The 25,963-nt window shown below is 70.2% G+C and carries 24 protein-coding genes and 3 tRNA genes; 13 read left to right on the top strand and 14 right to left on the bottom strand.

Annotated features, from left to right (window positions below; translation table 11 throughout):
- Window positions 1-9 precede the first annotated feature (9 nt).
- The 5 genes from EU555_RS01510 to EU555_RS01490 all read right to left on the bottom strand — a co-directional run bounded on the left by EU555_RS01510 (window position 10) and on the right by EU555_RS01490 (window position 2,231).
- Window positions 10-591, bottom strand: a complete 582-nt coding sequence (locus EU555_RS01510; protein WP_135412667.1) for a NuoB/complex I 20 kDa subunit family protein — start codon at window positions 589-591, stop codon at window positions 10-12.
- A 49-nt stretch (window positions 592-640) separates the two neighbouring features.
- On the bottom strand, window positions 641-1,006 hold the full coding sequence (locus EU555_RS01505; RefSeq protein WP_048453080.1) for an NADH-quinone oxidoreductase subunit A: 366 nt from the start codon (window positions 1,004-1,006) through the stop codon (window positions 641-643).
- Window positions 1,007-1,305: 299 nt separating this feature from the next.
- The gene (locus tag EU555_RS01500; RefSeq protein ID WP_135412666.1) at window positions 1,306-1,851 is read right to left on the bottom strand and encodes a CAP domain-containing protein; all 546 of its coding nucleotides are present in this window, start codon (window positions 1,849-1,851) and stop codon (window positions 1,306-1,308) included.
- 169 nt (window positions 1,852-2,020) lie between these two features.
- Window positions 2,021-2,097 (bottom strand) — tRNA-Asp (locus EU555_RS01495).
- A gap of 57 nt (window positions 2,098-2,154) precedes the next feature.
- Window positions 2,155-2,231, bottom strand: a tRNA-Asp gene (locus tag EU555_RS01490).
- Window positions 2,232-2,378: 147 nt separating this feature from the next.
- Between EU555_RS01490 and EU555_RS01485 the strand changes: the two genes are divergently transcribed.
- From EU555_RS01485 to EU555_RS35985, 3 genes are all read left to right on the top strand, one after another.
- A tRNA-Val gene (locus tag EU555_RS01485) sits at window positions 2,379-2,454 on the top strand.
- Window positions 2,455-2,904: 450 nt separating this feature from the next.
- Window positions 2,905-3,504, top strand: a complete 600-nt coding sequence (locus EU555_RS01480; protein ID WP_135412665.1) for an acyltransferase — start codon at window positions 2,905-2,907, stop codon at window positions 3,502-3,504.
- Window positions 3,505-4,138: 634 nt separating this feature from the next.
- Window positions 4,139-4,306 carry a hypothetical protein gene (locus tag EU555_RS35985; protein ID WP_167858408.1) on the top strand — a complete coding sequence of 56 codons (168 nt, stop codon included), beginning with the start codon at window positions 4,139-4,141 and terminating at the stop codon, window positions 4,304-4,306.
- 975 nt (window positions 4,307-5,281) lie between these two features.
- Here the strand turns inward: EU555_RS35985 and tpiA are convergent.
- On the bottom strand, window positions 5,282-6,043 hold the full coding sequence (gene tpiA / locus EU555_RS01475) for a triose-phosphate isomerase (protein WP_135412664.1): 762 nt from the start codon (window positions 6,041-6,043) through the stop codon (window positions 5,282-5,284).
- Between the two features lie 190 nt (window positions 6,044-6,233).
- On the opposite strand from tpiA, the gene EU555_RS01470 reads away from it, so the two are divergent.
- The 3 genes from EU555_RS01470 to EU555_RS01460 all read left to right on the top strand — a co-directional run bounded on the left by EU555_RS01470 (window position 6,234) and on the right by EU555_RS01460 (window position 9,924).
- Window positions 6,234-8,138: a peptidylprolyl isomerase gene (locus EU555_RS01470; RefSeq protein ID WP_135412663.1), complete on the top strand. Its 1,905-nt coding sequence runs from the start codon at window positions 6,234-6,236 to the stop codon at window positions 8,136-8,138.
- Window positions 8,138-9,652 (top strand): anthranilate synthase component I, encoded by a 1,515-nt coding sequence (gene trpE / locus EU555_RS01465; protein ID WP_135412662.1) that lies wholly within the window; start codon window positions 8,138-8,140, stop codon window positions 9,650-9,652. Before EU555_RS01470 ends, trpE begins: the two co-directional genes overlap by 1 nt.
- 83 nt (window positions 9,653-9,735) lie before the next feature.
- Window positions 9,736-9,924, top strand: coding sequence for a hypothetical protein (locus EU555_RS01460; protein WP_135412661.1), 189 nt, complete (start codon window positions 9,736-9,738; stop codon window positions 9,922-9,924).
- Here the strand turns inward: EU555_RS01460 and EU555_RS01455 are convergent.
- The gene (locus EU555_RS01455; protein ID WP_167858407.1) at window positions 9,904-10,233 is read right to left on the bottom strand and encodes an IS66 family transposase zinc-finger binding domain-containing protein; all 330 of its coding nucleotides are present in this window, start codon (window positions 10,231-10,233) and stop codon (window positions 9,904-9,906) included. The genes EU555_RS01460 and EU555_RS01455 overlap by 21 nt on opposite strands.
- A 449-nt stretch (window positions 10,234-10,682) precedes the next feature.
- On the opposite strand from EU555_RS01455, the gene EU555_RS01450 reads away from it, so the two are divergent.
- The 6 genes from EU555_RS01450 (at window position 10,683) to trpC (ending at window position 16,797) form a co-directional block, all read left to right on the top strand.
- Complete coding sequence (locus tag EU555_RS01450) at window positions 10,683-11,420, top strand: alpha/beta fold hydrolase (RefSeq protein ID WP_135412659.1); 738 nt, start codon at window positions 10,683-10,685, stop codon at window positions 11,418-11,420.
- A gap of 144 nt (window positions 11,421-11,564) precedes the next feature.
- Complete coding sequence (locus EU555_RS01445; protein ID WP_245524081.1) at window positions 11,565-12,539, top strand: SphA family protein; 975 nt, start codon at window positions 11,565-11,567, stop codon at window positions 12,537-12,539.
- Between the two features lie 394 nt (window positions 12,540-12,933).
- Window positions 12,934-13,908, top strand: coding sequence for an AraC family transcriptional regulator (locus EU555_RS01440; RefSeq protein ID WP_135412657.1), 975 nt, complete (start codon window positions 12,934-12,936; stop codon window positions 13,906-13,908).
- A 271-nt stretch (window positions 13,909-14,179) separates the two neighbouring features.
- On the top strand, window positions 14,180-14,830 hold the full coding sequence (locus tag EU555_RS01435; RefSeq protein ID WP_135412656.1) for an anthranilate synthase component II: 651 nt from the start codon (window positions 14,180-14,182) through the stop codon (window positions 14,828-14,830).
- 44 nt (window positions 14,831-14,874) lie between these two features.
- Complete coding sequence (trpD, locus tag EU555_RS01430; protein ID WP_135412655.1) at window positions 14,875-15,888, top strand: anthranilate phosphoribosyltransferase; 1,014 nt, start codon at window positions 14,875-14,877, stop codon at window positions 15,886-15,888.
- Between the two features lie 60 nt (window positions 15,889-15,948).
- Window positions 15,949-16,797 (top strand): indole-3-glycerol phosphate synthase TrpC, encoded by an 849-nt coding sequence (trpC, locus tag EU555_RS01425; protein ID WP_135412654.1) that lies wholly within the window; start codon window positions 15,949-15,951, stop codon window positions 16,795-16,797.
- Here the strand turns inward: trpC and EU555_RS01420 are convergent.
- Both EU555_RS01420 and EU555_RS01415 read right to left on the bottom strand, forming a co-directional pair.
- Complete coding sequence (locus EU555_RS01420; RefSeq protein ID WP_135412653.1) at window positions 16,788-17,693, bottom strand: alpha/beta fold hydrolase; 906 nt, start codon at window positions 17,691-17,693, stop codon at window positions 16,788-16,790. The two genes, trpC and EU555_RS01420, sit on opposite strands and share 10 nt — an antisense overlap.
- Window positions 17,694-18,268: 575 nt before the next feature.
- Window positions 18,269-19,246, bottom strand: coding sequence for a PfkB family carbohydrate kinase (locus EU555_RS01415; protein ID WP_135412652.1), 978 nt, complete (start codon window positions 19,244-19,246; stop codon window positions 18,269-18,271).
- Between the two features lie 65 nt (window positions 19,247-19,311).
- On the opposite strand from EU555_RS01415, the gene EU555_RS01410 reads away from it, so the two are divergent.
- Complete coding sequence (locus EU555_RS01410; protein WP_135412651.1) at window positions 19,312-20,091, top strand: GntR family transcriptional regulator; 780 nt, start codon at window positions 19,312-19,314, stop codon at window positions 20,089-20,091.
- Window positions 20,092-20,144: 53 nt separating this feature from the next.
- Here the strand turns inward: EU555_RS01410 and EU555_RS01405 are convergent, their stop codons facing one another.
- From EU555_RS01405 to EU555_RS01385, 5 genes are all read right to left on the bottom strand, one after another.
- On the bottom strand, window positions 20,145-20,795 hold the full coding sequence (locus EU555_RS01405) for a helix-turn-helix transcriptional regulator (RefSeq protein WP_135412650.1): 651 nt from the start codon (window positions 20,793-20,795) through the stop codon (window positions 20,145-20,147).
- Window positions 20,796-21,328: 533 nt separating this feature from the next.
- Window positions 21,329-22,444, bottom strand: coding sequence for a hypothetical protein (locus tag EU555_RS01400; protein WP_135412649.1), 1,116 nt, complete (start codon window positions 22,442-22,444; stop codon window positions 21,329-21,331).
- Between the two features lie 4 nt (window positions 22,445-22,448).
- Window positions 22,449-24,104 carry an acetolactate synthase large subunit gene (locus EU555_RS01395; RefSeq protein WP_135412648.1) on the bottom strand — a complete coding sequence of 552 codons (1,656 nt, stop codon included), beginning with the start codon at window positions 24,102-24,104 and terminating at the stop codon, window positions 22,449-22,451.
- A gap of 273 nt (window positions 24,105-24,377) precedes the next feature.
- Complete coding sequence (locus tag EU555_RS01390; RefSeq protein WP_135412647.1) at window positions 24,378-24,947, bottom strand: hypothetical protein; 570 nt, start codon at window positions 24,945-24,947, stop codon at window positions 24,378-24,380.
- Window positions 24,937-25,836 carry a ParA family protein gene (locus EU555_RS01385; protein ID WP_135412646.1) on the bottom strand — a complete coding sequence of 300 codons (900 nt, stop codon included), beginning with the start codon at window positions 25,834-25,836 and terminating at the stop codon, window positions 24,937-24,939. The genes EU555_RS01390 and EU555_RS01385 overlap by 11 nt, the downstream gene beginning before the upstream one ends.
- Window positions 25,837-25,963: the final 127 nt, after the last annotated feature.

Raw genomic sequence — 25,963 nt, 5'->3', positions numbered from 1 at the left:
GTGCCGCCTTCAGCGCTCGATCGTGCCGGTGCGGCGGATCTTCTTCTGCAGCAGCAGCACCCCGTAGAGCAGCGCCTCGGCGGTCGGCGGGCAGCCCGGGACGTAGATGTCGACCGGCACCACCCGGTCGCAGCCGCGCACCACCGAGTAGGAGTAGTGGTAGTAGCCGCCGCCGTTGGCGCAGGAGCCCATCGAGATGACGTAGCGCGGCTCCGGCATCTGGTCGTAGACCTTGCGGAGCGCCGGCGCCATCTTGTTGGTGAGTGTCCCGGCGACGATCATCACGTCGGACTGGCGCGGCGAGCCGCGCGGGGCGAAGCCGAAGCGCTCGCAATCGTAGCGCGGCATCGACATCTGCATCATCTCGACGGCGCAGCAGGCGAGCCCGAAGGTCATCCACATCAGCGAGCCGGTGCGGGCCCAGGTGATGAGGTCGTCGGCGGTGGTGAGCAGGAAGCCGCGGTCGGCCAGCTCGTCGCTGATCGTCAGGAAGGTCGGGTCGTTGGCGCCGATCGGCTGGCCGGTGGAGGGATCGAGGATGCCCTTGGGCTGGGGCGCGATCTCGGGGGCGCGGACGGTGGTGAGAGCCATGGTGGGGTCCGGTGCTTCTCGTCTCGGAGGGCGGCTTCAGGCGGTGCTTCTAGTCCCACTCGAGGGCGCCCTTGCGCCACTCGTAGACGAAGCCGACGGTGAGCACGCCGAGGAAGAGCATCATCGACCAGAAGCCGAACCAGCCGAGGTCCCCGAACGTGATCGCCCACGGGAACAGGAAGGCAACTTCGAGGTCGAAGATGATGAACAGGATGGCGACGAGATAGAAGCGCACGTCGAACTTCATGCGCGCGTCGTCGAAGGCGTTGAACCCGCACTCGTAGGCCGAGAGCTTCTCCGGGTCCGGGCTGTTATAGGCCACCAGGAAGGGGGCCACGAGGAGCGCCGCGGCGATGAAGAGGGACACGCCGATGAAGATCACCAGCGGCAGGTAATCCGACAGGAGGCCGTTCATCGAGCATCCTCAAGGGTTGGCACGAACCTTGGCGCGTGCCCGCGCCGCGGGCCGCCGGGGCCGTTCTCGGAACGGTTCCAAAGCCCGGAGAGTGCCGCGAGGCTTAAACGAGCGGGTATGACGAAACAAGGGGCGTTCGCACCGCACAAACCGCGAACGCCTGCACGCAAGATAGGGGCTCGCGCCCCCGGCACAACGCCGGGAAGCCGGCCCGAACCGGGGAGGATCGTCGCAGGCCCCTTCCCCTTCCCGGGTGTTTTCAGGGGCCTGGCCGTGATGCTGCGTCGCAGCGAAGCGCGTCAGCCGTCCGACAGGATCAGGGCCCAGAAGCGCTTGTAGCGGCTGCCCGGGGCGTCCACCCGGGCGATGCCGACGCGCTTGACCTGCGGCATGAGCATGTTGCGGTTATGCTCGGGCGAGACCTGCCAGCGCCTGAGCACCTCGTCGAAGGTGGCCGAGCCGGCGCTCAGGTTCTCGGCGGCGTAGCGGCCGCCGAAGCCGGCACGCTTGAGCCGCGCGTCGAAGGTGCCGCCGACCTCGTGCGAGAGGAAGCCGGCCCTGGCATTGGCCTCGGCCTGGAACGAGGCGGCGCGGATCAGCGAGGAATCGATCGCCACCGGCCCGAGGCCGTGGCTCGCGCGGTAGCGCGAGATCGCGGCCGCGGCCGCGGCCTCGTCGAGGATCACCGGCGTCGTCGGCAGGTCGGGCGCCGGCAGGATCGCCGAGCCGCTGCACCCGGCGAGCGCGAGGCCGAGCATGAGGAGCGCAGCCCGCGGGAATGCACCGCGGGCCTGCGCCGCGCGGCGCAGGGCGCGAGCCGTCAGGGGGAGCGGGGTCGTCGGCATCTCTGGCGATTCCTGGACAGCACGGCCATGCGAGAGCGCGCACCTGTCGGCGGATTGTGGAGATTTTTGGGGTGGGCCGGCTTGGGTGTTCACGGTGCGCGTCGACGTCGTCACGCTGCAACAGGAGGGCCGTCGAGAGCGGGTGTGGCAAGCGTGCAGAGATCGGGTTTGGCGCGGGCGACGGGGCTCGAACCCGCGACCTCCGGCGTGACAGGCCGGCACTCTAACCAACTGAGCTACGCCCGCGCGGCGTGCTCGCGTGACCCCGGCAGCCAGAGCTGCCCATCCTCGGAAAGGGGACAATGGCGCGGACGACGGGGCTCGAACCCGCGACCTCCGGCGTGACAGGCCGGCACTCTAACCGACTGAGCTACGTCCGCCCGGCGTCTCGCAGTGCTGCGATGGCGGGGGTGTATGGGGAGCCCCCTACCCTGTCAAGCCGCCGGCTCGAGAAAGTCGGGCGAGGACGAGACGGGTGCCCGAACCCTTGCGCTCGCGGCGCTCGCCCCTTAACCATGCCGGCTCCCGGGCGGTTAGCTCAGTCGGTAGAGCATCTCGTTTACACCGAGAGGGTCGGCGGTTCGAGCCCGTCACCGCCCACCAGGGACTTTCGGGTCGTCCTGCAGAGCCTCAGGCTGAGCGATCCGGCCGCGTTCCGACGCGCGACAGCCGGAATGTTCCGATGCCTTTCCGGCAATTCCGATTTCTCCGGTTTCGTGCGGGGCACAGGCGAGCGTCCGCCCGGCCGCCGGCCGGATACGCCCTCGACCGCACGGTGACGAGGCTCGGGTGCGCGCTGGCCGCACTGCCCCGCTACGGTCGTCTCTCAGGCATGGTCCTTGCTCATGGCAGCCTCCTTGCTCATGGCCGCCTCTCGCTGCTACAGCCTGTTAGTGCAATGCACGAAGCAACCGCGAAGTGCTTGGGCAACCTCGCAGGCGCGTGGATGCGGACGCGCAAAGGCCACCGCTGTCGTCCCGATGCGTCCGTGCGTTTGCGGCTGTCGGGCGGGAGCCTGTTCTCTGCGATGGCGAGTCCTCAGGAACATGCGTTATGCCCATCAATCTGGTTGATAATGGCAACAACAATACGGTCATAATCGATGCACAAACAAAAAGTCGCTGCTCGGGGATAATCATTCTTAATGGCGATAATAATTATGTTAATATCCAAGAGTGGGTGAATTCTTACGAATTCATGATGGATATAGGCCACAACTGTAGTATATTTGTTGGCAAAAATGCTCAACTCGCTCGCCTTAATATCTATGCGAAACATGACTCGACAATAAATATTGGCGAAAATACAGGTTTCACAAATAAGGCTGTATTGCATGCGGCAGAAAGTTTTGATATTTCCATAGGAAGAAATTGCATTATCGCTGATGGATTTTTTGCGACCGTGAGCGATCTTCACTCTATCATCGATATAAATACCAACACGAGACTGAATTATGGAAAAGATATTACCATTGAAGATCGCGTCTGGATTGCGGAATCGGTCAGACTGTTGAAGGGCTCCCACATTGGAGCGGGCTCAATCGTCGGTATCGGTTCGATAGTTACAGGTGCCATTCCTCAGAATTGTTTAGCGACCGGCGTCCCCGCCTCCGTCAGAAAGACGCAGGTTACATGGGATTACAGATTGCTCTGATGATCGATCACGAGAATTTATAGTCGGACTCTACGTTCGTATCTCTCTGGGGAGATGCCGATCGTCGGAGACGGTATCCCGTCCGCGACGGTGCCGCGGATGCGCTGGTCGGAGTTGCCGGCACAGTCGCCGGGAGGGCGCTGCCCGCGATGGTCGCCGTCGCGCCGGACGCCGTTCGTGGCACACCGTCCGGTTCACGCCTGCACGCCGTGGCGACCGACCTGGCACGGTTCCGGGCTCGGTCCGACGGGCGACCGCCGCCAGGGCAGACCTGTCCGGGCGCCCTCAGCGAGCGCTACCTCGCGAACCGGCTCTCGCGAACCCACAGGCGGCGCCACGCCGATCCGCGGTTGACCCCGGGTCGTCCCATGACGCACTGGTCGAGCGTCTTCGCACCATCCTCCCCAATCCAGCCTAAGCAAGATGGATGAATACCGTGACGATGCGTTCCATCGTCATGCTGGACGCGGGCAGCCCGGCAATCGAACGCCTCTGATTCCGCAGGCAAGAATCACCTTTGGGCATAGTCCCACTACATGTCGGGGAAGGCGATCTATAAATTTTTCAACCGATCGTTGCTGGTGCGCAGTGGAGGTCGATGCTAGAAGCACGCCTGAGGGAGAGGCAATAGGATATGAATATAGTCTCAGGCGAAGATGCAAAAGCGGCTGCAGATGAACTGGTTAAGGAGCTGCTGAAAGCCGCCGACAAAAATGAGGAATTCGCAATTACACCGGAACGTGCTCGGCAACTCGCGGCTGTCTTGCATTTTCTGCTTCAGGGTGAAAAAAATTGGATTTGAGAGTGGATGTGTTGCCTCTCAAGGCTATCGCACGCTAGAAAGTTGTGCGTGACCAGACATGACTGGCATCCGCGCGGACAACGTCGCTCTCAAGATGCAATCGGAGCTTGCATCTACGTGGGTGATGGCCCCTGCCGACGAACCGTTGATACTGGATAAGTCTCACTTCATTGTCCGGCACACAGCATCTTCCTCGCAGCGGGTGTTCATCGGCGTGGTGGCGTAACGGGCTGCTGCGCCTTACGGCGCAAGGACCATGCGGGCGTGCAGTGACCATCCGAATCCGCGTCGCCCGAGGATCTGCGCGACCGATACCGCAGCGCTCGTGAGGCTGCCTGTCACCGGCTCCGGGCGGAAGCCGGACCAGGGCACCAGGCCAGGCAGGGACGAGGTGGGCGAGAGGGTCGCCGCACCGGGAACGAGCAGGCCGGCGACACGAGCGGATTGGGCGCCCTCGAGCCACAGAGGTCCCGTATACCGCCGACAAGCCAGCGGACCGGACGCGAACAAGCATCGGCGCAGGCCGCAGCGCGCCTCGAGCGATTTCCGACGAAGCGAGGTCCGGCCCGTCGTCGACAAGGCAGCAGGAACAAAGGACTTGCAGCGCCCGATTGCGGCGCCACGCTACACGACGGCGCGATCCGGGGCGGTGACGGACGCCGTATCCCCAAACCCCGTCCCGAGGCGTCAGCGGATCAACGCTCGACTGACCTCGAAGGAGGGCTCTTAGGGATCGCGCAGACGTCCGGAGCCGGGGATCGAGAATCCCGATGGTTCAGGCAAGCGCGGACGGCAGCCCACGTCACGCGCTTGCCTGCGAGCGTCTCGGCTCCCTGCGGCAATCCGGGCTCCGCCTGCGCGGCCCCGGCATTGCCGCGGACGGGAGCCGCAAGAGCGGACGGGCGTCCGGCGGTCATCGATCCTGATGCCGTCCTTCGGCGCGTCCCGCGCCCGCCGAGGCCCGGCGGCCCCGCCTCAGCGATACGCCGCCGCGATGCCGAGAAAATCCTCGGCCTTCAGGCTCGCGCCACCCACGAGCGCCCCGTCGACATCGGCGACGCCCATCAGCTCAACCGCGTTCGACGGCTTGACCGAGCCGCCGTAGAGGATCCGCACCCGAGCCCCCTCGGCGCCGAGCCGCGCCCGGAGCTCCTGCCGGATCAGGGCGTGGACCTCGGCGACGTCGTTCGTGGTCGGGGTGAGGCCGGTGCCGATCGCCCAGACCGGCTCGTAGGCGATCACCGTGTCGGCCGGCGTGGCGCCGTCGGGCAGCGAGCCGGCAAGCTGGCCGCGCACGATCGCGAGGGTCCGGCCGGCCTCGCGCTCCTCGCGGGTCTCGCCGACGCAGATGATCGCCACGAGGCCCGCCCGGCGGGCGGCGAGCGCCTTGGCGCGGACGTCCGCGTCGCTCTCGTGGTGGTAGGCCCGGCGCTCGGAATGCCCGACGATGGTGTAGGCGGCGCCCAGATCCGCCAGCATCTCGGCCGAGACGTCGCCCGTATAGGCGCCGCTCGCCTCGGCATGCACGTCCTGGCCGCCGACCTTGACGGGCGAGCCCGCGAGCGCCGCCGCGACCGCTCCCACCAGGGTCGCGGGCGGGCAGACCAGCACGTCGATGTGCTGGGCGAGGCCCGCGTCGAGGCCGTCCCGGACCGCCTCGGCCACCGTCAGCGAGGCCTTGAGGCCGTTCATCTTCCAGTTTCCCGCCACCAGCGGGCGCGGCCGTTCGGTCGTCATGTCTCTCCCCATCGTCGTCGAGCGCTGCCGGGTAACAGGTCCGCGGACGGGCGGCAAACCCGGCCGGGACGGTCGGCGAAACGCGCGGGAACCGCCGCCCTTTGCCTTGCGGCGCTTATGCGGTATCGCGGCCGGATCCGGGCGCCGCCCCCTCGCGGGCGGCGTCCTCACGGGTTTTCCGAGGATCGCGATGCTCCAGGGGTTCCGCGCCGCCAGCCAGAGCTGGCTCGGCAAGATCGTGGTGACGGTGGTGTTCGGCCTCCTGATCGCGGGCCTCGCCATCTTCGGCATCGGCGACATCTTTCGCGGCGGCGGCAGCAACAACGTCGCGACGGTCGGCAGCACGCCGATCCCGGCCGAGGCCCTGCGCACCGCCTACCAGAACCAGATCCAGCGCCTGTCGCGCCAGAGCCGCCGGCCGATCACGCCGGACCAGGCCAAGGCGCTCGGCCTCGACCGGCAGGTGCTGGCGCAGCTGATCACCGAGGCCTCCCTCGACCAGAAGACCCGGGATCTCGGCCTGCGCATCCCGGACGCGGCCGTGATCCGCCTGATCCAGGAGGAGCCGGCGTTCAAGGGCCCGGGCGGCGCCTTCGACGTCAACACCTTCCGGGACACCCTGCGCCAGGCCGGCCTGACCGAGCAGGGCTTCGTGCAGGAGCAGCGGGCGGTGGCGGCGCGGCTCCAGCTCGCCGAGGCCATCACGGCCGAGCTGCCGGTCTCACTCGCGGCCCGCGAGGCGATCCACCGCTACACCTCCGAGCGGCGCGCTGCCGCGTCCTTCACCCTGCCGGAAGCCGCTGCCGGCGAGATCCCGGCCCCGAGCGAGGACGAGGTCACGACCTTCTACACCGAGCGCAAGAGCGCGTTCCGGGCGCCCGAATACCGCGCCGTGACCCTGCTGATCCTCGACCCCGCGACGCTCGCCAAGCCCGACGCCGTGCCGGAGGCCGAGGCGCGCGCCCGCTACGAGGCGGAGCAGACCCGCTTCGGGACCCCTGAGAAGCGCGCGATCCAGCAGATCGTCTTCGCCAACGAGGCCGACGCCACGGCGGCGCTCGCCCGCATCCGCAGCGGCGAGGTGACCTTCGACCAGGTCGCCACCGAGCGCGGGCTCGACGCCAAGGCGCTCGACCTCGGCACCTTCGCGAAGTCCGAGCTGTTCGACCCGGCGGTGGCCGAGGCCGCCTTCGCGGCCGAGCCGAACGCCGTGAGCGAGCCGGTCAAGGGGCGCTTCGGCGCGGTGCTGCTGCGGGTGACCAGCGTCCAGCCGGCGGCCCGCAAGCCGTTCGAGGCGGTGGCGGGCGAGGTCCGCACCGAGATCGCCCGCGACAAGGCCCGGGACGGGCTCGAGAAGGTCCACGACGCGATCGAGGACCAGCGCGCCGGCGCCAAGCCGCTCGCCGACATCGCCCGGGAGCAGGGCCTGTCCCTCGTCACCGTGCCGGCGGTGGACGCGCAGGGCCGCGACCCGCAGGGCAAGGCGGTCGAGGCGGTCCCCGACAAGGACGCGACGCTCGCGGCGATCTTCCGCAGCGACATGGGGGCCGACAACGAGGCCCTGCGCACCCGCTCGGGCGGCTATCTCTGGTACGACGTGACCAAGGTCGACCCAGCCCACGACAAGCCGCTGGCCGAGGTGCGCGACGCCGTCGTGGCGCAGTGGAAGGCCGACGAGGTCTCGCGCCGGCTCGCCGCGAAGGCCCGCGAGGCGACCGAGCGGCTCGACAAGGGCGAGGCGATCGAGGCGGTGGCGACCTCCCTCGGCCAGGAGGCCAGGACCGTGACCGACCTCGCCCGCGGCCGCGGCAAGGACGGGCTGACGGCGGAGAGCGTCGCGCGCGTCTTCGCGACCCCCGTGGCGAAGGCCGGCGCGGCCTCCGGCGAGGGGACCGCCCGGGTGGTGTTCAGGGTCACCAGCGCCACCGTGCCGGCCTTCGTGCCGGGGGCCGCCGGCGCGGTCTCGGTGGAGCAGCAGTACCGCACGGCCCTCGCCGACGACGTGCTCGCCCAGTACATCGCCGACGTGCAGAAGCAGGCCGGCGTCTCGGTGAACGAAGCGGCGTTCCGGCGCGCCATCGGCGGCGAGTACTGATGCTCACCGCCCCCTCCCCCGAGGCCGCGGCGGCGGCCTACGCGGAAGGCCGCCCGGTCCTCCTGCGCGCCACCCTGGTGGCCGACCTCGAGACGCCGGTCGCCGCCTTCCTCAAGCTGAAGGCCGGCCGCGAGGGCGCCGCCTTCCTGTTCGAATCGGTCGAGGGCGGCGCGGTGCGCGGCCGCTACTCGATGATCGGCCTCGATCCCGACCTGATCTGGCGCTGCACGAAGGGCCGGGCCGAGCGCGCCGCGGCGCCCGACCTCGCGGCCTTCGCGCCCGACGACGCCGCACCCCTCGACAGCCTGCGGGCGCTGATCGCCGAGAGCGCGATTCCCGCTGAAGCAGGCCTGCCCCCGATGGCGGCGGGCCTGTTCGGCTATCTCGGCTACGACATGGTCCGGGAGATGGAGCGCCTGGCCCCGCCCCACCCCGACCCGATCGGCGTGCCGGACGCGATCCTGGTGCGCCCGACCGTGATGGTGATCTTCGACGCGGTGCGCGACGAGATCGCCCTGGTGGCGCCGATCCGGCCGGCGGCGGGCGTCTCGGCACGAGCTGCCTACGAGGCGGCGCTCGCGCGGCTGGAGCGCGCCGCCGACGCGCTGGACGGTCCGCTGCCGCTCGAGGCGCGGCAGAACCCGGCGGAGATCCCCGCCCCCGCCCCGGTCTCGAACGTCGCCCCCGACGAGTTCCTGGGCATGGTGGCCAGGGCCAAGGAGTACATCGCCGCCGGCGACATCTTCCAGGTGGTGCTGTCGCAGCGCTTCGAGGCGCCGTTCGGGTTAGGGCCGTTCGCGCTCTACCGGGCGCTGCGCCGGGTCAATCCGGCGCCGTTCCTGTGCTACCTCGATTTCGGCGGTTTCCAGATCGTCTGCTCATCGCCCGAGATCCTGGTGCGGGTGCGCGACGGGGCGGTGACGATCCGGCCGATCGCCGGCACCCGCCGCCGCGGCGCGAGCCCGGAGGAGGACAGGGCGCTCGCCGACGAGTTGCTCGCCGACCCGAAGGAGCGCTCCGAGCACCTGATGCTGCTCGACCTCGGCCGCAACGACGTCGGCCGCGTCGCCGAGATCGGCAGCGTGCGGGTGACGGATTCGTTCTTCCTCGAGTTCTACAGCCAGGTCATGCACATCGTGTCGAACGTCGAGGGCCGCCTCGATCCCCGGCACGACGCGCTGTCGGCGCTGGCGGCCGGTTTTCCGGCCGGCACGGTCTCGGGGGCCCCGAAGGTGCGGGCGATGCAGATCATCGACGAGCTCGAGCGCGAGAAGCGCGGGCCCTATGGCGGCTGCATCGGCTATTTCGGCGCCGACGGCCAGATGGACACCTGCATCGTCCTGCGCACCGCCATCGTCAAGGATGGCCGCATGCACGTCCAGGCCGGCGCCGGCATCGTGCACGATTCGGATCCCGCCTCCGAGCAGCAGGAATGCGTCAACAAGGCCAGGGCGCTGTTCCGCGCCGCCGAGGAGGCGGTGCGCTTCGCCGCCCAGGCGCGGCGGGGGCAGTAGCGGTCTGGGCTCGGGCGCCCGATGACGATGCTTTGCGAGCGGCAGACGATCGCCGGTCGCAGGCGGCGCTGAAGGAGGCCCGCATGGCACCGCTCGAGCAGGAAACAGCGACCTACCGCGCCAAGCTGCCGGAGCTGCTCGGCCGTGCCGGGCGCTTCGTCCTGATCAGGGGCGACGCGATCCTCGATCTGTTCGACGCCCACGCGGATGCGCGTCAGGCCGGCCAAGCAGACTTGCGTCGGCAAGCCAAATCAAGTCTGCTTATTTTTTGATGTGCCACGGTTTCTTATCGCAAATCCAGCGGATAATTTTGTGATACTTGCTTCGGACGGCCGGGGCGACTGAACATCCACCGGCCCGGATGACGCGCCGATGTGGATGGGCCCGGATGGCGAAGCGGCCGCGTCCGCCGGCACATCGGTCCGGCAGGCCGGGCAGTTCACGCCGAAGCGCCGGTGCTGCGCGGCCACCGGCCTGACGGGCGGCAGGTCGATGCGCTCGTGCGGGCTGACCATGTCGGCCGGCAGGGCGTCGGGCAGCGGCTCGCCGCCGGCCGACGGGCAGGCGGGCCGCCGCTCCACGACCTGATCCGGATCCCGGCTCAGAGCCCGCTCGCGCCCGTCGTGCCCAGGCTCGGACCCGCCGGAGCGGGACGTCTCGCGCCGTTCCTTGCGGTCCCTCGCCGACGGCTTGGAGGAAGTGCGCGAGGTCTTCTCCGGCCGGTGCGGCTGTCAGCACCCGCTCGATCGGCTCCGCCTCGCTCGGGCGCTCCGGATCGCCGCAGCCCATCCCCAAAGGGAAGCACACAAGACAGGCATCGCAAGGGGCTGCTCACAGCCACCCGCGACTCCGCCCAGCGCCGCCGGCGCCAAGCCCCCCAAGTCCCCAAGCCCTCAAGTCCCCAGGGTCATCGCAGATTTTTGGTCATTGCAGATTTTTTCGCATTCTGGATGGCGATGCGCTTTCCGACTTTAAATTATCGTTCCTTTCGTCACTCTTGCGAAGAGAAGTTTTTTGCTGGTGAGAACTCATGAAATTTTTGCTCGTTCACGGCTCCTGGCACGACGGCGACGCTTTCTCGGCGGTCGCGGACAAGCTGCGCGCCCAGAGCCATGACGTCTATACCCCGACCATTGCCGGCCATGGCAAAGGGGCAGACAAGGCGGTGAACCACGCCGATTGTACCGCATCCATCGTTCGCTACATCCGGGACAACGACCTCGACGATTTCGTCCTGCTCGGGCACTCCTACGGCGGAACCATCATCTCCAAAGTGGTGGAGCAAGTCGCCGACCGTGTCAGGCGGCTCGTGTTCTGGAACGCCTTCGTGCTCAATGACGGCGAGAGCCTGCTCGATGCGGTTCCGCCGCATTATCGCGAGATGTTCACCAGTCTCGCCAAGTCCTCACCCGACAACACCGTGTCGATGCCGTTCCCGGTCTGGCGAGAGGCCTTCGTCAACGACGCGGATCTTGAGACCGCGCGGGCCACCTACGCTCTGCTCTCCCCCGAGCCGTTTCAGCCTTTTGCCGACAAGCTCGACCTGAAGGGCTTCTACGAGATCGTCAAGGGCGGCCGGGTGCCCTGCTCGTACATCAACGCCACGGAGGACGCGGCGCTGCCGCAGGGCCCGGACTTCGGATGGCACCCGCGCATGTCGAACCGGCTCGGCTTGTTTCGGCTGGTTCAGGTCAGCGGCAGCCACGAGCTGCTGTTCACCGCGCCCGACGTGCTCGCCGAGGCCATCATCCGAGCCGGACGCGACTGACCTGCAGTGCCCGCCCGGCGAAGCCCTGCGGGACCATCCGATGCTTCGACACATTCGACAGCCGACGGTGCTCGCCCGCGCGAGGCCGGATCTATGCGGAAAGGAAGGACAGAGATGCCATGTTCCCAATCCGGTGAGCCGGCGGTGCAGCCCGTGGGCAGGCCCAGGCGACGCCGCCGGACGACGTGTGCCAGTGCCGCCTTCGCCGCGCTCGCCGGCTTCGCCGGGTCCGCTCATGCCTATGACATGCCGGCTCTCAACCTGGGTTTCACGAGCTTCTTCGACGGCGCGCCGCCGTCCGGGCCGGGCTGGTATCCGTCGCAGTACCTTCAGGTTTACTCGGCCGGGCGTCTCACCGACAATCGCGGGCGCAGTCTCGGACTTCCCCGCGAGGACGTGACGGTGATCGCGGAGCTCACCCAGCTGATCTACGTCTCTCCGATCAAGGTCGGGCCCGGCACCTTCGGCCTCAACCTCATCCTGCCCGCTCTCCCGCATGCCGCCGTGAATGACGGCTTGAACGGTGCGGTGCTCAAGGCACGGGAGGGTGTCGGCGACCTTCTGGTCGGCCCTTTCTACCAAGGCGATCCGGTGATGGGTCCCAACGGCCCGATCTTCATGGGCCGCATCGAAGCCTCGGTGATCCTCCCGACGGGGCGATACGATCCCACCGCGGCCGTCAACCCCGGTTCGAACTACCTGTCCTTTGATCCATACGTCGCCGGGACCCTGTTTCTGACGCCCGATTGGAGCGTGTCGGGCAGGTTCCACTACCTCTGGAACGCCAGAAACGACCGGCCTAATGTGTCGTTCGGACCTGCTATCTCGACGACGCAGGCAGGCCAAGCGCTCCATGCGAACTTTGCGACAGATTACAAACTGACGAAAGATCTCGTTGTCGGAGCGAACGGCTACTGGCTGCAGCAGATCACCGATACATTGGCCAATGGCGTCGCCGCTCGCGGGCACCGCGAGCGCGTCTTCGCGTTGGGGCCGGGAGCCCTGTGGTCGATCAACGCGGATAACTTTCTCTTCTTCAACGCTTATTACGAGTTCGGTGCACGCAATCGACCGGAGGGTCAACGCTACATCATGCGCTATGTCGGCCATTTCAATTGAATTGTTCGCCGCTGAAATCCTAGCAGAATCGCGTGGCGGGTTTCTGCCCGGTCGCTCGTTCCTGCATCATTGTCGTCGCTGAACCGGTGACCCTTGCGGCGGATGATGCGCCCGCCGGTCTCGCGCACGAGGGCGTCTCGTCATAAGGATCGCGGGGACGGTCGGTCACCATGAAGCCGGGTGCGGCTCCGGAGGAGCCGCGTCCCGAAACGTCGTCGCTGTCTCGACCGAGCCCCTTCCCAAGGGCAGCCTGGGCGAAGAAGATCAATGTCCGGCGACGCCCGAGCGGGGGCGGTATTCGGTCCGTCGGATCGCGTCGCATGCAATCACGAGACCTCGCACGAGACCTCGCACGAGGTGGGTGCGGGGCAGGACAATCGAAGGCCGCCGGCCAATGCGGAAGAGGCTTGCCCCCCATCATCGCGCGCTGGTGACGTCCGAGACCTGCGATCCGGATGATGCCGTGTCACGTGTAGCCGAGGTGTTTTGCCCGCACAGACTGAGGATCCACCGGCTGGACGCGCCCTTCAAGTGTGACCTGACGGTCAGAAATATCGCCCCCTTGAAGATCGTCGATTTATCGTATGGCACGTCGGTTCAGGTTGAGCCGGAGAACTTCGGAACGTTTTTCCTGATCACGTCGACGCTCACCGGTGACGGCACCGCATTCTCGGGTGCCCATGAGCAGTCCCTGTGCGCCAGGCAAACCGTCGTGTTCTCGCCGGATGCACCAATCCGATTCCATTTCGGCCCTCGCTTCAAACAGAAGACTCTGCACATCCGCAAGGACGTCTTCGAGCAGGCTTGGATAAGATTTTTCGACAGGCCCATGCCGACGACACTGAATCTTGCCCCGTGCGTCCTTCCGGAAAATTTCTCGACCCCGTGGGACATGTTCATGGGCTTCGCCGATTCACTGCTTCAGTTCGAATCGCTTCGCACGACCGCCGCGCAACGTGCGACGGATGCGGCGATGGATCTGATCCTCGAAGCGATGCAGGCCCGCTTCTCGGAGGCGCTCGCAGGAATCCCGGCCGCCAAGCCCGCCCAGTTGCGCCGCGCGGAAGAGTTCATCGTCCATCATGCCGCCGAGCCGATCTCGTCCCGACGCATCGCCACCGCGGCCGGATGCAGCTATCGCGCCCTGCAGATCGCATTTCGCCGCCACCTGGGCACGACGCCGAAGGCGTTCTTGACTGACGTCAGATTGTCCCTCGCCCGGACAGAGATCACATCTGGCCAGTTCGTCAGCGTCACCGAAGTTGCGATGCGATATGGATTCTACCATATCGGACGCTTCAGCAAATTGTACAGGGACCGATATGGCGAGCTTCCGTCCGAAACGTTCAGGAGAAGCAAGAATGCCTGACCGTCCAGTCGGTCTCCTCTGACCGACCGGCAATCGGTTCCCATCCGCCTCGATCAGGCCGGGTGTCTGCGGCGGCCTTGTCCTGGCGGCCCTGCTGCGGCCGCGAGGCATCGACGGGCTCATCGGGCGCGACGGCCTCGCGGATTGCATCCTGATCGCGAACGGCCCGATCGGGATCGCGACGCTGGCCTCCCGACGCCGCAGAGCTGATCCGTCCTCTTGACCGCGCGGCGCGCGAAGCCCCACACCGCCCCGCAAGAGGCGCGCATCCATGTCCGACATCCTGGTCATCGACAACTACGATTCCTTCACCTGGAACCTCGTCCACCTGATCGGGCCGCTGGCCGGCGCGATCGACGTGGTGCGCAACGACGCGATCACCGTCGCGGAGATCCGGCGGCGCGCGCCGGACGCCCTGATTCTCTCGCCGGGCCCGTGCACGCCGAGCGAGGCGGGGGTGTGCCTCGACGTGGTGCGGGACCTGAGCGACGAGATCCCGATGCTCGGCGTCTGCCTCGGCCTGCAGGCGATCGGCCAGGCCTTCGGCGGCGAGGTCGTGCGGGCGCCCGCGCCGATGCACGGCAAGGTCTCGCGCGTGCAGCACCGGGCGACCGGGCTGTTTCGCGGCATCAACGGGCCGTTCTCGGCGACGCGCTACCATTCGCTGATCGTCGACCGGGCGACCTGCCCCGACAGCCTCGTGGTGACCGCGGAGGCCGACGGGCTGATCATGGCGCTGGAGCACGCGGAGCGGCCGGTGCACGGGGTGCAGTTCCACCCCGAGAGCATCCTGTCGCAGCACGGGCAGACCCTGGTGCGCAATTTCCTCGACCTCGCGGCGGAATGGAACACCGAGGCCCGGAATCCCAAGACCCCACATGTCATGCCCCGGGGTGACAAGCGCGGCCGAGATGTGCATTGACGGACCGGGCGTAGGCCCACACTGAGATCAGGCTCTTCATCGTCATGGACTCGTTCAAGCCCTACCTGGCGAAGGTCGCCACGGGCGCCGCGCTGACGCGCGAGGAGGCCCGCCGCGCCTTCGACCACCTGCTCTCCGGCGAGGTGACGCACGCCCAGGCCGGCGCCTTCCTGATGGCGCTGCGGGTGCGCGGCGAGGCGGTGGACGAGATCGCGGGCGCCGCAGGGGCTTTGCGCGAGCGCATGACCCGCGTCGTCGCGCCCGCGGGCGCGATCGACATCGTCGGCACCGGCGGCGACCATTCGGGCAGCTACAACGTCTCGACGCTCGCGGCGATCATCACCGCGGCCTGCGGCGTGCCGGTGGCCAAGCACGGCAACCGCGCCGCCTCGTCGCGCTCGGGCGCCGCCGACGTGCTCGCGGCGCTCGGCGTCGGCATCGGCCTCACCCCCGACCACCTCGCCCGCTGCCTGGCCGAGGCGGGCCTGTGCTTCATGTTCGCCCAGTCGCACCACGCCTCGATGCGCCACGTCGCACCGGTGCGGGTCGAGATCGGCACCCGGACGCTGTTCAACGTGCTCGGGCCCCTGTGCAACCCGGCGGGGGTCGCCGCCCAGCTGCTCGGCGTCTACGCCCCCTCCCTCGCCGAGCCGATGACCCGGGTGCTCGCCGAGCTCGGCAGCCGCCGGGTCTGGACCGTGCACGGCTCGGACGGGCTCGACGAGATCACCACCACCGGCCCGACCGCCGTGGTGGCGCTCGAGGACGGGGCGATCCGCCGCTTCACCATCGACCCGCAGGAGCTGGGGTTTCGCCTCGCGGCGCCCGAGGAGCTGCGCGGCGGCGATCCCGCCAACAACGCGGGCGCCCTGCGGGAGGTGCTCGACGGCGCCCGCACGCCCTACCGCGACATCGGGGTGCTCAATGCCGCGGCGGCTCTGATGGTGGCCCAGCGCGTTGACAGCCTGCAGGACGGCGTCGCCCGCGCGGCCCAGGCGATCGATACCGGAGCGGCCAGGGCGGTCCTGGAGCGCCTGGCGACCGTCTCCACCGCGTGACCGCGGCGTCTCCCGGCGCCCGCTCGACCCTCGATACGCTCCCGACGGGAGGACACGGCCTTGTCCGACACCGAAACGACGTCCCGCGAGGACGAGGCCCGGCCGCGCCCGGCCGACGTGCTCGCCCATATCGAGGCCTACAAGCGACGCGAGATCGCGGCGGCGAAGCTGCGCGTGCCGCTGGCCGAGCTCGAGAAGCGCGCCGCCAAGGCGGACCCGCCGCGGGGCTTCGCCGACGCGATCGCCGCGCAGGTGGCGCAGGGCCGCTTCGCCCTGATCGCCGAGATCAAGAAGGCCTCGCCCTCCCGCGGCCTGATCCGCGCGGATTTCGACCCGCCGGCGCTCGCCCGCGCCTACGAGACGGGCGGCGCCGCCTGCCTGTCGGTGCTGACCGACGAGCCCTCGTTCAAGGGCAAGCCCGAGTACCTGACGGCGGCCCGCGCCGCCTGCGCCCTGCCGGTCCTGCGCAAGGACTTCCTTTTCGAGCCCTATCAGGTCGTCGAGGCCCGGGCCTGGGGCGCCGACTGCATCCTGGTCATCATGGCGAGCCTCGACGACGAGGAGGCGGCGGCGCTCGTCGAGACCGCCCACGACCTCGGCATGGACGTCCTGGTCGAGGTCCACGACGAGGCGGAGCTCGCCCGGGCGCTGCCCCTCGGCACGCGGCTCATCGGCGTCAACAACCGCGACCTGCGCACCTTCGAGGTCTCCCTCGACAACGCGGTGCGCCTGAGCCCGCTGTTGCCGCCGGACCGGATCCTGGTCGGCGAGAGCGGCATCGGCAGCCACGCCGACGCCCAGACCCTGGCGGCGGCCGGCATCCGCACGCTCCTCGTCGGCGAGAGCCTGATGCGGCAGGACGACGTGGCGGCGGCGACCCGCCGGCTGCTGTTCGGCGATCAGGCCTGAGCCGCGCCAGGACCGGGGCCATCGGCGGTCAGGAACCCGATCAGGGCCGCGTTGACCGCCGCCGGCTCCTCGTGCTGGAGCCAGTGGGTGGACTCGGGGAAGTACCGCACCGACCCTTGCGCGCAGAGCCGCAGGCTCTCGGCGGCGAGGCCGCGCTCGAGCGCGGTGTCGCGCTCGCCCCACAGCACCAGGACCGGCGGCCGGACCGGCTCGGTGGCCGGCTCGCGGGGCAGCCGCAATCCGCGGTACCAGTTGAGCATCGCGGTGATCGCGCCGGGCCGGCGCCAGGCGGCGGCGTAGAGGTCGAGGTCGTGGGCGCTGAAGGCACCGGGCCGGCTCGACCGCGTCAGGGCCCGGCGCAGGGCCGCGCAGTCGCCGGCGCGCAGGAGGGCCTCCGGCAGCCCGGGCAGCTGGAAGAACCCGACATAGAGGCTGCGCAGGGTCTGGCTCGGGTGCCGGCGGGCATAGGCGCCGAAGATGTCGGGATGCGGCGCATTGAGGATCGCCACCCGCTCGATCCGGTCGGGGAAGCGGGACGCCGCCCACCAGGCGACGACGCCGCCCCAATCGTGCCCGACGAGGCGCAGGCGCTCCTGCCCGAGGGCGTCGGCGAGGCCGATCACGTCGCCGGCGAGGTGGTCGAGGTGGTAGGCCGCGATGCCGTCCGGCCGGCTGCTCTGGCCGTAGCCGCGCTGGTCCGGGGCCACCACCCGCAGGCCCGCCGCCGCGAGCGGGCCGATCTGATGCCGCCAGCCCCACCAGGTCTCGGGAAAGCCGTGCAGCAGCACGGTGAGCGGACCGTCCGCCGGACCGGCCTCGGCGATGTTCAGGGTCTGGCCGCGGACCGGGATGCGCCGGGTCGTGGGGTCCCGGGCTTCGGGTTCCTCGCGCGTCATCGCGGCGGCCTCCTGGCGTGTCGCACCCGGCCGGAGCAGAACGCGCCCAGGCCGGGTCCGGGTCCCAGGCCGGCGCACCGTTGCACCGGCGCACCACCTGCGTCGCGGATGCCACAAAACGCGTGCGCGCCCTTGCCAGTTCGACCGGCAGGGCTTAATTCTGATCGGGCAACGCGGCGATGGCGTCGCAGCGTTGCTGCCCTCTTTGGGCGTTTCCTCCCTAGACTTGGGCCACACCGCGCGTGTGGCCTTTTTCTTAGGTGGCAGGGCTTCTGTCAACGGCCAAGCCGCCCCGACGGCAGTCGGAATCCGCCGATTTTCGGGCGACGCCGCAGGGTTTTGGTCCGGGCCCGCCGGAGCGGTCGCGCAATCCGGCCCTCATCACACCCTGGCGGGCACGATACCTCCGGCGGGCGTGCGGCGGCGCACAGCGAGGCTCCGGCCAGGAGCCTAGGGGTCACCGCCATCACGCCAGCGGGGAGGCCCGGCCATGATCAGACAGCGTTTCGACGACATCCGGTTCATCGCGACCCTCGCGGCGGTCGCCGTCGCCGGCAGCCTGCTCGCCGGCCTGTTCAGCTGACGGCCGAGGATTCAGCCCCGGCGAGCATGGACGCGAGGGCGGCCCGGTCCGGAAGGGCATCGAACACGCCCTCGCGGCGGACCACGCAGGCGCCGCAGGCCGCCGCCCGGCGCAGGCTCTCGGCGAGGGGGCGCCCCTCCGCGAGGCTCACGGCGAGGCCGGCCGTGAAGGCGTCGCCGGCGCCGAGGCTGTCGCGGGCCGCGACCTGAAAGGCCGGCTGGACCAGCATGGGTCCGCCCGCCGGCCGGGCGAGCGCCCCGTCGGCCCCGCGCGTGATCACGACGAGGTCCGGTCCGCGGGCGAGCAGGGCCCCGGCGAGGGCGTCGAAGGCGGCCGGTTCCCCCCTCCCCTCCGGGACCGGGACGCCGAGCGCAGCCCCGAAGGCGGCCGCCTCGACCGCGTTGACGACCAGGATTCCGGTCGTCGCCAGGATTTCCGGCGGCGGCATCCGGAACGGCGACGGGTTGAGCAGGGTGCGCACGCCCGCGCCGTGCGCGATCCGGAACGCCTCCGCCACGGCCTCGTCCCCGGCCTCGAACTGCGCCAGGACGAGGGCCGCGGCGGCGATCCGGCCGCCCGCCGCCCGGACCTCCGGGGGCCCGAGGCGGGCATTCGCTCCCGGATAGACCGCCAGGCAGTTCTCACCCGCAGCGTCGGTGAAGCCGATGCCGGCCCCGGTCGGCCCGGGGAAGCGGTGCAGCATCGCGACCGGCAGGTCGGCCCGGCGCAGGGCCGGCTCGGCGAGGCTCGACAGCGCGTCGTCGCCGATGCCGAACAGACCGTCGACCGCGGCGCCGAGGCGGCGCGCGCCCACCGCGAGGTTGAGGCCCTTGCCGCCCGGCTCGAGCAGGAAAGCCTGTGCCTGCAGGGACTCTCCGGCTCGCGGCAGACGGTCAACCGTGGCAGAACAGGCGGCCACGAAGCTGCCGAGGACGAAGAGGGCCGGACTGGCCGCCATGTCGACGCTCATGCCGCATCTCCGTCCCGTCGCCCGCGCCGCACCGTTGCGCGGCCGTCGCACCGATTGACCTGCCGATGCCCGAGCATCCGCCCGGAGCCGGCCCGGGCCATCCTGCCCTCACCAGCCTCGTGCGGCTACGGCACGATACCGCGAGGCCGCTCTATCAGCAGCTCGAGGAGCAGCTGCGCGCCCTGATCGAGGACGGCACGGTGGCGGGCGGCACCACCCTCCCGGCGGAGCGGCCCTTCGCGGAGGCGCTCGGCGTCAGCCGCACCACGGTGCAGCGCTGCTACGATTCCCTGCGCCGGCAGCACTATCTCAGCGCCCATGGCCGGCACGGCTTCATCGTCGAGGCCGGGCGCACCCGGCTCAGCCCGGGCATGGACCGGCTGAAGGGCTTCACCGAGGAGATGCGCGAGCTCGGCCGCGTGCCCTCGACGGAGATCGTCGAGCGGCGCGTGGTCCAGGACCGCTCGATCGCCTCGCTGTTCGGCCTGCCCTCGACGGCGCCGTTCCTGAAGCTGGTGCGCATCCGTTGCGGCGACGGGATGCCGCTGTCGCGGGAGGTGGCGTGGTACGACCTCACGGCGGTGCCGGCGCTTGCCGAGGGCGACCTCAGCGGCTCGGTCTACGCCTTCCTGGGCGCCCACGGGGCGGCCCTGGTGCGCTGCCGCCAGACCATCGAGGCGGCGACCCCGGACGAGGCCGAATGCGCGGTGTTCGGCTTCACCCAGCCGCTTCCCTGCCTGCTGATCAAGCGCCGGTCCTACGCCCGGGACGACCGCATGATCGAGTATGTCGAGGGCCTGTTTCGCGGCGACGCCTACGCCTACCGGCTCGACCTCCGGGCCTGAGCCCGCATCCCGCTCCCGTCACGGGTGGCGGAACGCCGCGACGGCGGGCGGTCTCAGGCGGACCCGCAGCGGGCGATCCGGCTCGCGACCGGCACGGCGTCGTCGGCGCATGCCACCGGCAGCTGGAACGCCGCCACCAGGGCGACGAGCTGGCTCTGCTGCTTCGTCCCGGTCTTCAGGAAGATGCGGGCGACGTGGGTGCGCGCCGTCGTGACGCTGATGCCGAGCTCGGCCGCGATCTCCGCCAGGGAGCCGCCGCGGGCGAGCGCCGCCCCGAGCTGCGCCTCGGCCCGGGTGAGGCCGAACAGGGTGCGCAGCTGCACCTCGACACGGCCCTGGGCCCGCAGCAGGCGCGCCACCACCACCGCCCGGCCCGGCGCCTCGGCGTCGAGGAGCGGCGAGACGCAGACCGAGACGCCCGGCTCGTCGCCGCTGCGCCCTTCCAGGTGCAGGAAGCCGCCGGCCTCCCCGGCCCGGCCGTCGCAGGCGGCCTGGATCAGGGCGTGGAGACGGGACCGGCCCTCCGCCGCGCGGGCACCGAGGCAGCCGCCCGCCTGCTGGCCGGTCAGGGCGCCTTCGGGCCGTTCGAGGAGATCCGCCGCCTCGCGGTTGGCGTGCAGGATGCGCCCCTGCCGGTCGACCACCAGGACCGCGAGGGCGAGCGCGTCGAGGGCGGCCTCCGCCGCCGGCTGCCAGACGGTCACGGCGCGGTCGTCCCGATGACGCGGCTGCGCCGCCGACCGCCCTTGTTCCGCGCGGGTCCGCTCCGTGAGCACGCGTGCATCTTCCGCCCCCGGCAAATCATCGCGAGCGGGCGGGCCGCGACCCGCCCTGATCCATATAAGTACCAAAATCTCTGCCGCACAAGACTGTTTTTTAGGCTCCTGCTGCCCGGCTTAAGTCAAACATGATTGTTCGATTCGGAGAAGGATGCTTGACTTCCGAAGCCGGCATCAGATCGAGGCCGGGATTGGCCTCATCCGTTCGGAGAGGCGGGAGCCACCTTTGCGGATGGTCCGCCGGCGCGGGAAGATCCGGATGCCGCAGCGGCCAGGCGAGGGCGTCTGCCTGCGCGCTGCCGGGCGGCAGGCGCGAGCATTGTCACGGACGCCATCGGCCATCCGCGAAGTCCTCGGCCCATCCGCACGGCGGACCAGCGACGGTTTCATCTCTGCCGCAGGAAGGCCCGATTTCCGGCGCGGCGGCGACGGAGGAAGACCGGATTCGGTCGACGCCGTCAGGCGCGAGCGCGGCCGGCGCGGCCGGATCCCGGGCGGCGCCAGATCAGCCGGCCGATCGCGGTGCCGGCGCGGCGGCAGACCAGTGCGGCGGCCAGGAACCAGGCGAGGCCGAGCCAGAGACCCTGGAGGATCGCGAGAAGGCCCGATCCCAGCACCAGGGCGCCGCGGCCGAGCAGCGCCAGAACCGCGCGGGTGCGCCCGCCCAGGCCCTCGGACAGCCGGGCGACGCGGCGCAGGTCGTCGGCATTCTCCGCCACCGCCAGGGCCTGCAGGGTGCCGCGGGCGCCGAGGCGGGCCTGGATCCGGGCCGATTGCTCGCCCAGAGCCCGGATCTCCCGGAGCGGCCCGGGCCGCAGCACGCCCTTCGCCCCCTGGCGCAGGCCTGCGAGGTCGAGCCGGCCGGCGGCCGCGGTGGCAAGCCCCAGGGCCTCGCGGTTGATCGCCGCGCCGGCGCTGCGCGTCAGCCGCGCGGCGAGCGGCCGCGACAGCTTGCCGGTGCGGGCGGCGAGCTTCAGGGTCGTGGTGCCGGCATGGACCGGCACGCTGGTGCCCAGCGACACGATGGTGGCGCCGGTGAGCGCGAGGCCCGCGGCGGCGAGGCTGAGCATCAGCGGGTCGTAGGCCTCGCCGCGGGCGAACCGCCCGCCCTCGCGCCAGATGTCGCGCAGGTCGCCGTAGCCGACGAGGTCGCCCGCCACCGCCCCGGCGAGGCCCGCCATGCCGGCCCCCTCCCCGCTGACGAAGCCGGTCGCCGCCTCGGTGACGGCCCGCCGCGGCGCGCTCGCCGCCAGGGCCGCGACGCTCGCCCGCCGCTCGGGCGAGACCGGCACGCCCCGCTCCGCCGCGAGCGCCAGGAAGCTCTCCGCCAGGTCGTCGTCCCCCGCCGCGACGGCCGCGTCGAGGCCGCGGCCGATCCCCTCGGCGTCGGCGACCGCCGGCAGGCGCAAGGCGGCGAGCGCCGCCGGGTCGTCGGCGGCCTCGCGCAGGCGCCAGGCCTGGCCCGCTCGGGGCAGCAGGACGGGGGCCGCCGCCGCGAGGCCGGCGACGCCGAGGAGGAGCAGCGCCCCGGCCGCGCGCCGGCGCCATCGCGGATCCGGCGCAGGGGCCTCCATGGCTCTAGCCGGGCTCGACCTGCGGGGCGTGACCGCCGAGTTCGTCGACCAGCACCCGGGTGTTCTCCGAGTAGTCGACCGGCACCGCCACGAGGTGCACGCCGCCCGCCGCGAAGGCCGCCTCGAGGGTCGGGGCCAGGGAGTCCGCCGACGTGACCCGGTGGCCCTTGGCGCCGTAGGACTCGGCGTACGTCACGAAGTCCGGGTTGCCGAAGGTCATGCCGTAATCGGGGAACTTGTCGACCGCCTGCTTCCAGCGAATCATGCCGTAGGCCCGGTCGTCCAGCACCAGCACCACGAGGTCGAGGTTCAGGCGCACCGCCGTCTCGAGTTCCTGGCTGTTCATCATGAAGCCGCCGTCGCCGCAGACCGCCATGACCCGGCGCCCCGGATGGACGAGCTTGGCCATCATCGCCGAGGGCAGCCCCGCCCCCATCGTGGCGAGGGCGTTGTCGAGGAGCAGCGTGTTGGCGACGTGGGTGCGGTAGTTGCGGGCGAACCAGATCTTGTACATGCCGTTGTCGAGGCAGACGATCCCGTCCTCCGGCATCACCGCCCGCACGTCGTGCACGAGGCGCTGCGGCGTCACCGGGAAGCGGTCCTCCTCGGCCCTGTCGTTGATGCGCGCGAGGATGCGCTGGCGCATGTCGAGCAGCCCCGGCTCCGGGTCGAGCCGTCCGCCGAGGCGGTCGGCCAGCGCCGTGACGGTGGCGCCGATGTCGCCCACCACCTCGGCATCGGGGTGGAAGACCTGCTCGACGCTGGCCGAGACGTAGCCGACATGGATCACCCGGGGCCCGCCCGCGACCCGGCCCATCAGGAAGGGCGGCTTCTCGACGGTGTCGTGGCCGATCGAGAGGATGAGGTCGGCGCTGTCGATCGCCTCGTGGACGTAGTCGCGCTCCGACAGGGCCGCCGTGCCGACATAGAGGTTCGAGCCGCCGGTGACCGCGCCCTTGCCCATCTGGGTGTTGAAGAACGGGATCCGGGTGCGGCGCACGAAGTCGGAGAGCGGCTCGACGAGGCGCGGCCGGTTGCCGGCGGCCCCGATCATGATCAGCGGGCGGCGCGCCTGCAGGATCATCGCGGCGGCGCGCTCGATGGCGGCGGGGTTCGCCACCGGCCGGTCGATCGGGTGCGAGGGCACCAGGGCGACGTCGGCCTCCTCGGCGGCGATGTCCTCCGGCAATTCGAGATGGACTGGGCCCGGCCGCTCCTCGGTGGCGACCCGGAAGGCGTCGCGCACGATGGTCGGGATCGAGGCGGCGGAGACGATCTGGCGCGCCATCTTGGTGAGCGGGCGCATCGCCGCGATCACGTCGACGATCTGGAACCGGGCCTGGCGGGCGCTCATGATCGGCTTCTGGCCGGTGAGCATCAGCATCGGCATCGCGCCGAGATGGGCGTAGGCCGCTCCCGTCGTGAAGTTGAGGGCGCCGGGACCGAGCGTCGAGATGCAGACGCCGGGCCGGCCGGTGAGGCGCCCATGGGTCGCCGCCATGAAGGCGGCGGCCTGCTCGTGGCGCGTCAGCACCAGCTCGATCTTCGACGAGCGCAGGGATTCGACGACGTCGAGATTCTCCTCGCCCGGAATGCCGAAGATCCGGTCCACGCCCTCGTTCTCGAGGGCGGCCACCAGCAGATCGGATCCCTTGGTCATGCGGCGCTCCCCAGGTGGTGTCTGGTCGTCGACGGTGTCTGATACCGCGTCCGCTCGATCCGTCCCAATGATCCTGGAGCGCGTCGCCCCCTTCCCGTGTGGGATCGGCGACCCCGCGCCAGTTCGATCGGAGGAGACGCAAGGGCCGTCGCGCAAGCCGCCGTTGCAGGACTGAGCGGACACCATGTCCCTGCACCCTCGGCCACATCCTGAGGCCCAGGATGGCGAAAACTCCAGTCCCTCCCGAACGATTTCCTCCGTCCGACCCCGCCCTCACTCTTGCTGGCGCGGGCGCCGGGGCGGGCGGGCAGCCATCGCCGCGGAGGCGAGCGCGTCCACCGGGGCGCCGGCGGCCTTGCTGCGGGCGGGGGCGCGGGTCGGCGCGGGCGCCGGCTCGCCCGCCGGCACCTTGGCGGACGACGACCGGGCGGACGACGACGACTTGGCCGACGACTTGGCCGACGACGACTTGGCCGGGGCCTTCGCGGGTTTCGGCTTGGCCGCCGGTGCCGCGGCCGGCTCGAGGTCGGCGGCGAGGGCCATCAGGTGGCGGCGGTGGGCCAGAGCCGGCCCGTCCTTGAGGTCCGGATGGTGCTTGTCGAGGCGGGTGACCAGGGCCTTGACCTCGGCGTCCTTCAGCCCGTCGACGATCAGCGCCAGGGGCTGCGGCCCGAGCGCGTTGCGCACGGCACGCAGGCCCGCGAGGTCGAGGGACTTGGCCTTCAGCTGCTTCGTCACCAGGGCGTGGGCGGCCTTGGTGACGTCGCCGCGGATCGCCGGGAAGGCCTCCGGCGCTTCCGCGATCGCGCACAGGACCGCGAGGCCGTCGATCTCAAGCGCCATCAAGAGCCTCCTTCAGTTCGGCCACCACCGGCGTGATCACCTCGCCGATCAGGTCGCGGCTGCTGTCCCGGTACTTGTTGGCGAAGGTCTGATACTCGAGGGTCAGCGCGTTCGCCAGGGCCGCCGATTGCGGCACCCGGGTCCTGAACAGTCGAAAGCGCGCGCCTTCCGCTGCGGCCCCCGCCTCCAGGGTGGCGTAGGTCGTCGCCTGCTGCCTGGTGTTCTGCCAGCGGGTGATCAGCACGTGGGGCGGGCGCTTGGGCGCCAGCATGCTCTCGGAGGCGCTGCCGACGCCCCAGATCGTCTCGTAGAACGCCTTGAGGCCGTAGGTCGACAGGAAGTCCGAGATGCAGGCGACCACCACGAGGTCGCTCGCCCGGATCGCCACCTCGGTCATCGGCGAGATCCCGGGCGCGCAGTCGAACAGCACGTAGTCGTACTGCTCGCGCAGGGGCGCGAAATCCTCCTGGAACAGCTTCCACAGGTGGCCCTCGATGGCGTGCATCGAGAACTTGCGCTTGGTGAGCGCGTAGATGATCTCGCGCTCGACGATGCGCAGCGACGGGCCGGAGGCGATGAGGGAGATCGGCAGCGGCTCGCCCAGATGCGTGGTGCTCGAGACGTAGCCGCGGATGAAGTCGGTCAGGGCGGCCTTGTCGCGGTCGACGATGCGCAGGCCGAGGTAGTAGTCCAGGGTGCGGCCCCCGGTGATCATCTCGGCCAGGATGCCGTCGCCGGCAAAGCATACCGAGGCGCTGGCCTGGGGATCGAGGTCGATCACCAGCACCGAGGCGCCGCCGGCGGCGAGCGCGTCGGCCAGCATCACCACGCTGGTGGTCTTGCCGACGCCGCCCTTCATGTTGGCCACCGCGACGAGCTTGCCGGTCATGCGCGCATCCCCCGTCGCGATCCGGCCTCGGGCCGCGGGGCGGTGGCGCGGGTCCGCAGCGGAACCGCGGCGGGCGGGCGGAACGGGGCCATCGGGGCTCTCTTCACGGCGGGTCCCCTTTCCATCA

It is taken from the genome of Methylobacterium nonmethylotrophicum, assembly GCF_004745635.1.
In the GTDB taxonomy this organism is placed as follows: Bacteria; Pseudomonadota; Alphaproteobacteria; order Rhizobiales; family Beijerinckiaceae; genus Methylobacterium; species Methylobacterium nonmethylotrophicum.
This window is presented reverse-complemented; position numbering and strand designations above follow the sequence as displayed.

Excerpts from the sequence above, each read along its gene's own strand:
- EU555_RS01510 (WP_135412667.1), bottom strand. The coding sequence starts at position 591 with ATGGCTCTCACCACCGTCCGCGCCCCCGAGATCGCGCCCCAGCCCAAG.
- EU555_RS01505 (WP_048453080.1), bottom strand. The coding sequence starts at position 1,006 with ATGAACGGCCTCCTGTCGGATTACCTGCCGCTGGTGATCTTCATCGGC.
- EU555_RS01500 (WP_135412666.1), bottom strand. The coding sequence starts at position 1,851 with ATGCCGACGACCCCGCTCCCCCTGACGGCTCGCGCCCTGCGCCGCGCG.
- EU555_RS01480 (WP_135412665.1), top strand. The coding sequence starts at position 2,905 with ATGCCCATCAATCTGGTTGATAATGGCAACAACAATACGGTCATAATC.
- EU555_RS35985 (WP_167858408.1), top strand. The coding sequence starts at position 4,139 with ATGAATATAGTCTCAGGCGAAGATGCAAAAGCGGCTGCAGATGAACTG.
- tpiA (WP_135412664.1), bottom strand. The coding sequence starts at position 6,043 with ATGACGACCGAACGGCCGCGCCCGCTGGTGGCGGGAAACTGGAAGATG.
- EU555_RS01470 (WP_135412663.1), top strand. The coding sequence starts at position 6,234 with ATGCTCCAGGGGTTCCGCGCCGCCAGCCAGAGCTGGCTCGGCAAGATC.
- trpE (WP_135412662.1), top strand. The coding sequence starts at position 8,138 with ATGCTCACCGCCCCCTCCCCCGAGGCCGCGGCGGCGGCCTACGCGGAA.
- EU555_RS01460 (WP_135412661.1), top strand. The coding sequence starts at position 9,736 with ATGGCACCGCTCGAGCAGGAAACAGCGACCTACCGCGCCAAGCTGCCG.
- EU555_RS01450 (WP_135412659.1), top strand. The coding sequence starts at position 10,683 with ATGAAATTTTTGCTCGTTCACGGCTCCTGGCACGACGGCGACGCTTTC.
- EU555_RS01440 (WP_135412657.1), top strand. The coding sequence starts at position 12,934 with ATGCGGAAGAGGCTTGCCCCCCATCATCGCGCGCTGGTGACGTCCGAG.
- EU555_RS01435 (WP_135412656.1), top strand. The coding sequence starts at position 14,180 with ATGTCCGACATCCTGGTCATCGACAACTACGATTCCTTCACCTGGAAC.
- trpD (WP_135412655.1), top strand. The coding sequence starts at position 14,875 with ATGGACTCGTTCAAGCCCTACCTGGCGAAGGTCGCCACGGGCGCCGCG.
- EU555_RS01420 (WP_135412653.1), bottom strand. The coding sequence starts at position 17,693 with ATGACGCGCGAGGAACCCGAAGCCCGGGACCCCACGACCCGGCGCATC.
- EU555_RS01415 (WP_135412652.1), bottom strand. The coding sequence starts at position 19,246 with ATGAGCGTCGACATGGCGGCCAGTCCGGCCCTCTTCGTCCTCGGCAGC.
- EU555_RS01410 (WP_135412651.1), top strand. The coding sequence starts at position 19,312 with ATGCCCGAGCATCCGCCCGGAGCCGGCCCGGGCCATCCTGCCCTCACC.
- EU555_RS01400 (WP_135412649.1), bottom strand. The coding sequence starts at position 22,444 with ATGGAGGCCCCTGCGCCGGATCCGCGATGGCGCCGGCGCGCGGCCGGG.
- EU555_RS01395 (WP_135412648.1), bottom strand. The coding sequence starts at position 24,104 with ATGACCAAGGGATCCGATCTGCTGGTGGCCGCCCTCGAGAACGAGGGC.
- EU555_RS01390 (WP_135412647.1), bottom strand. The coding sequence starts at position 24,947 with ATGGCGCTTGAGATCGACGGCCTCGCGGTCCTGTGCGCGATCGCGGAA.
- EU555_RS01385 (WP_135412646.1), bottom strand. The coding sequence starts at position 25,836 with ATGACCGGCAAGCTCGTCGCGGTGGCCAACATGAAGGGCGGCGTCGGC.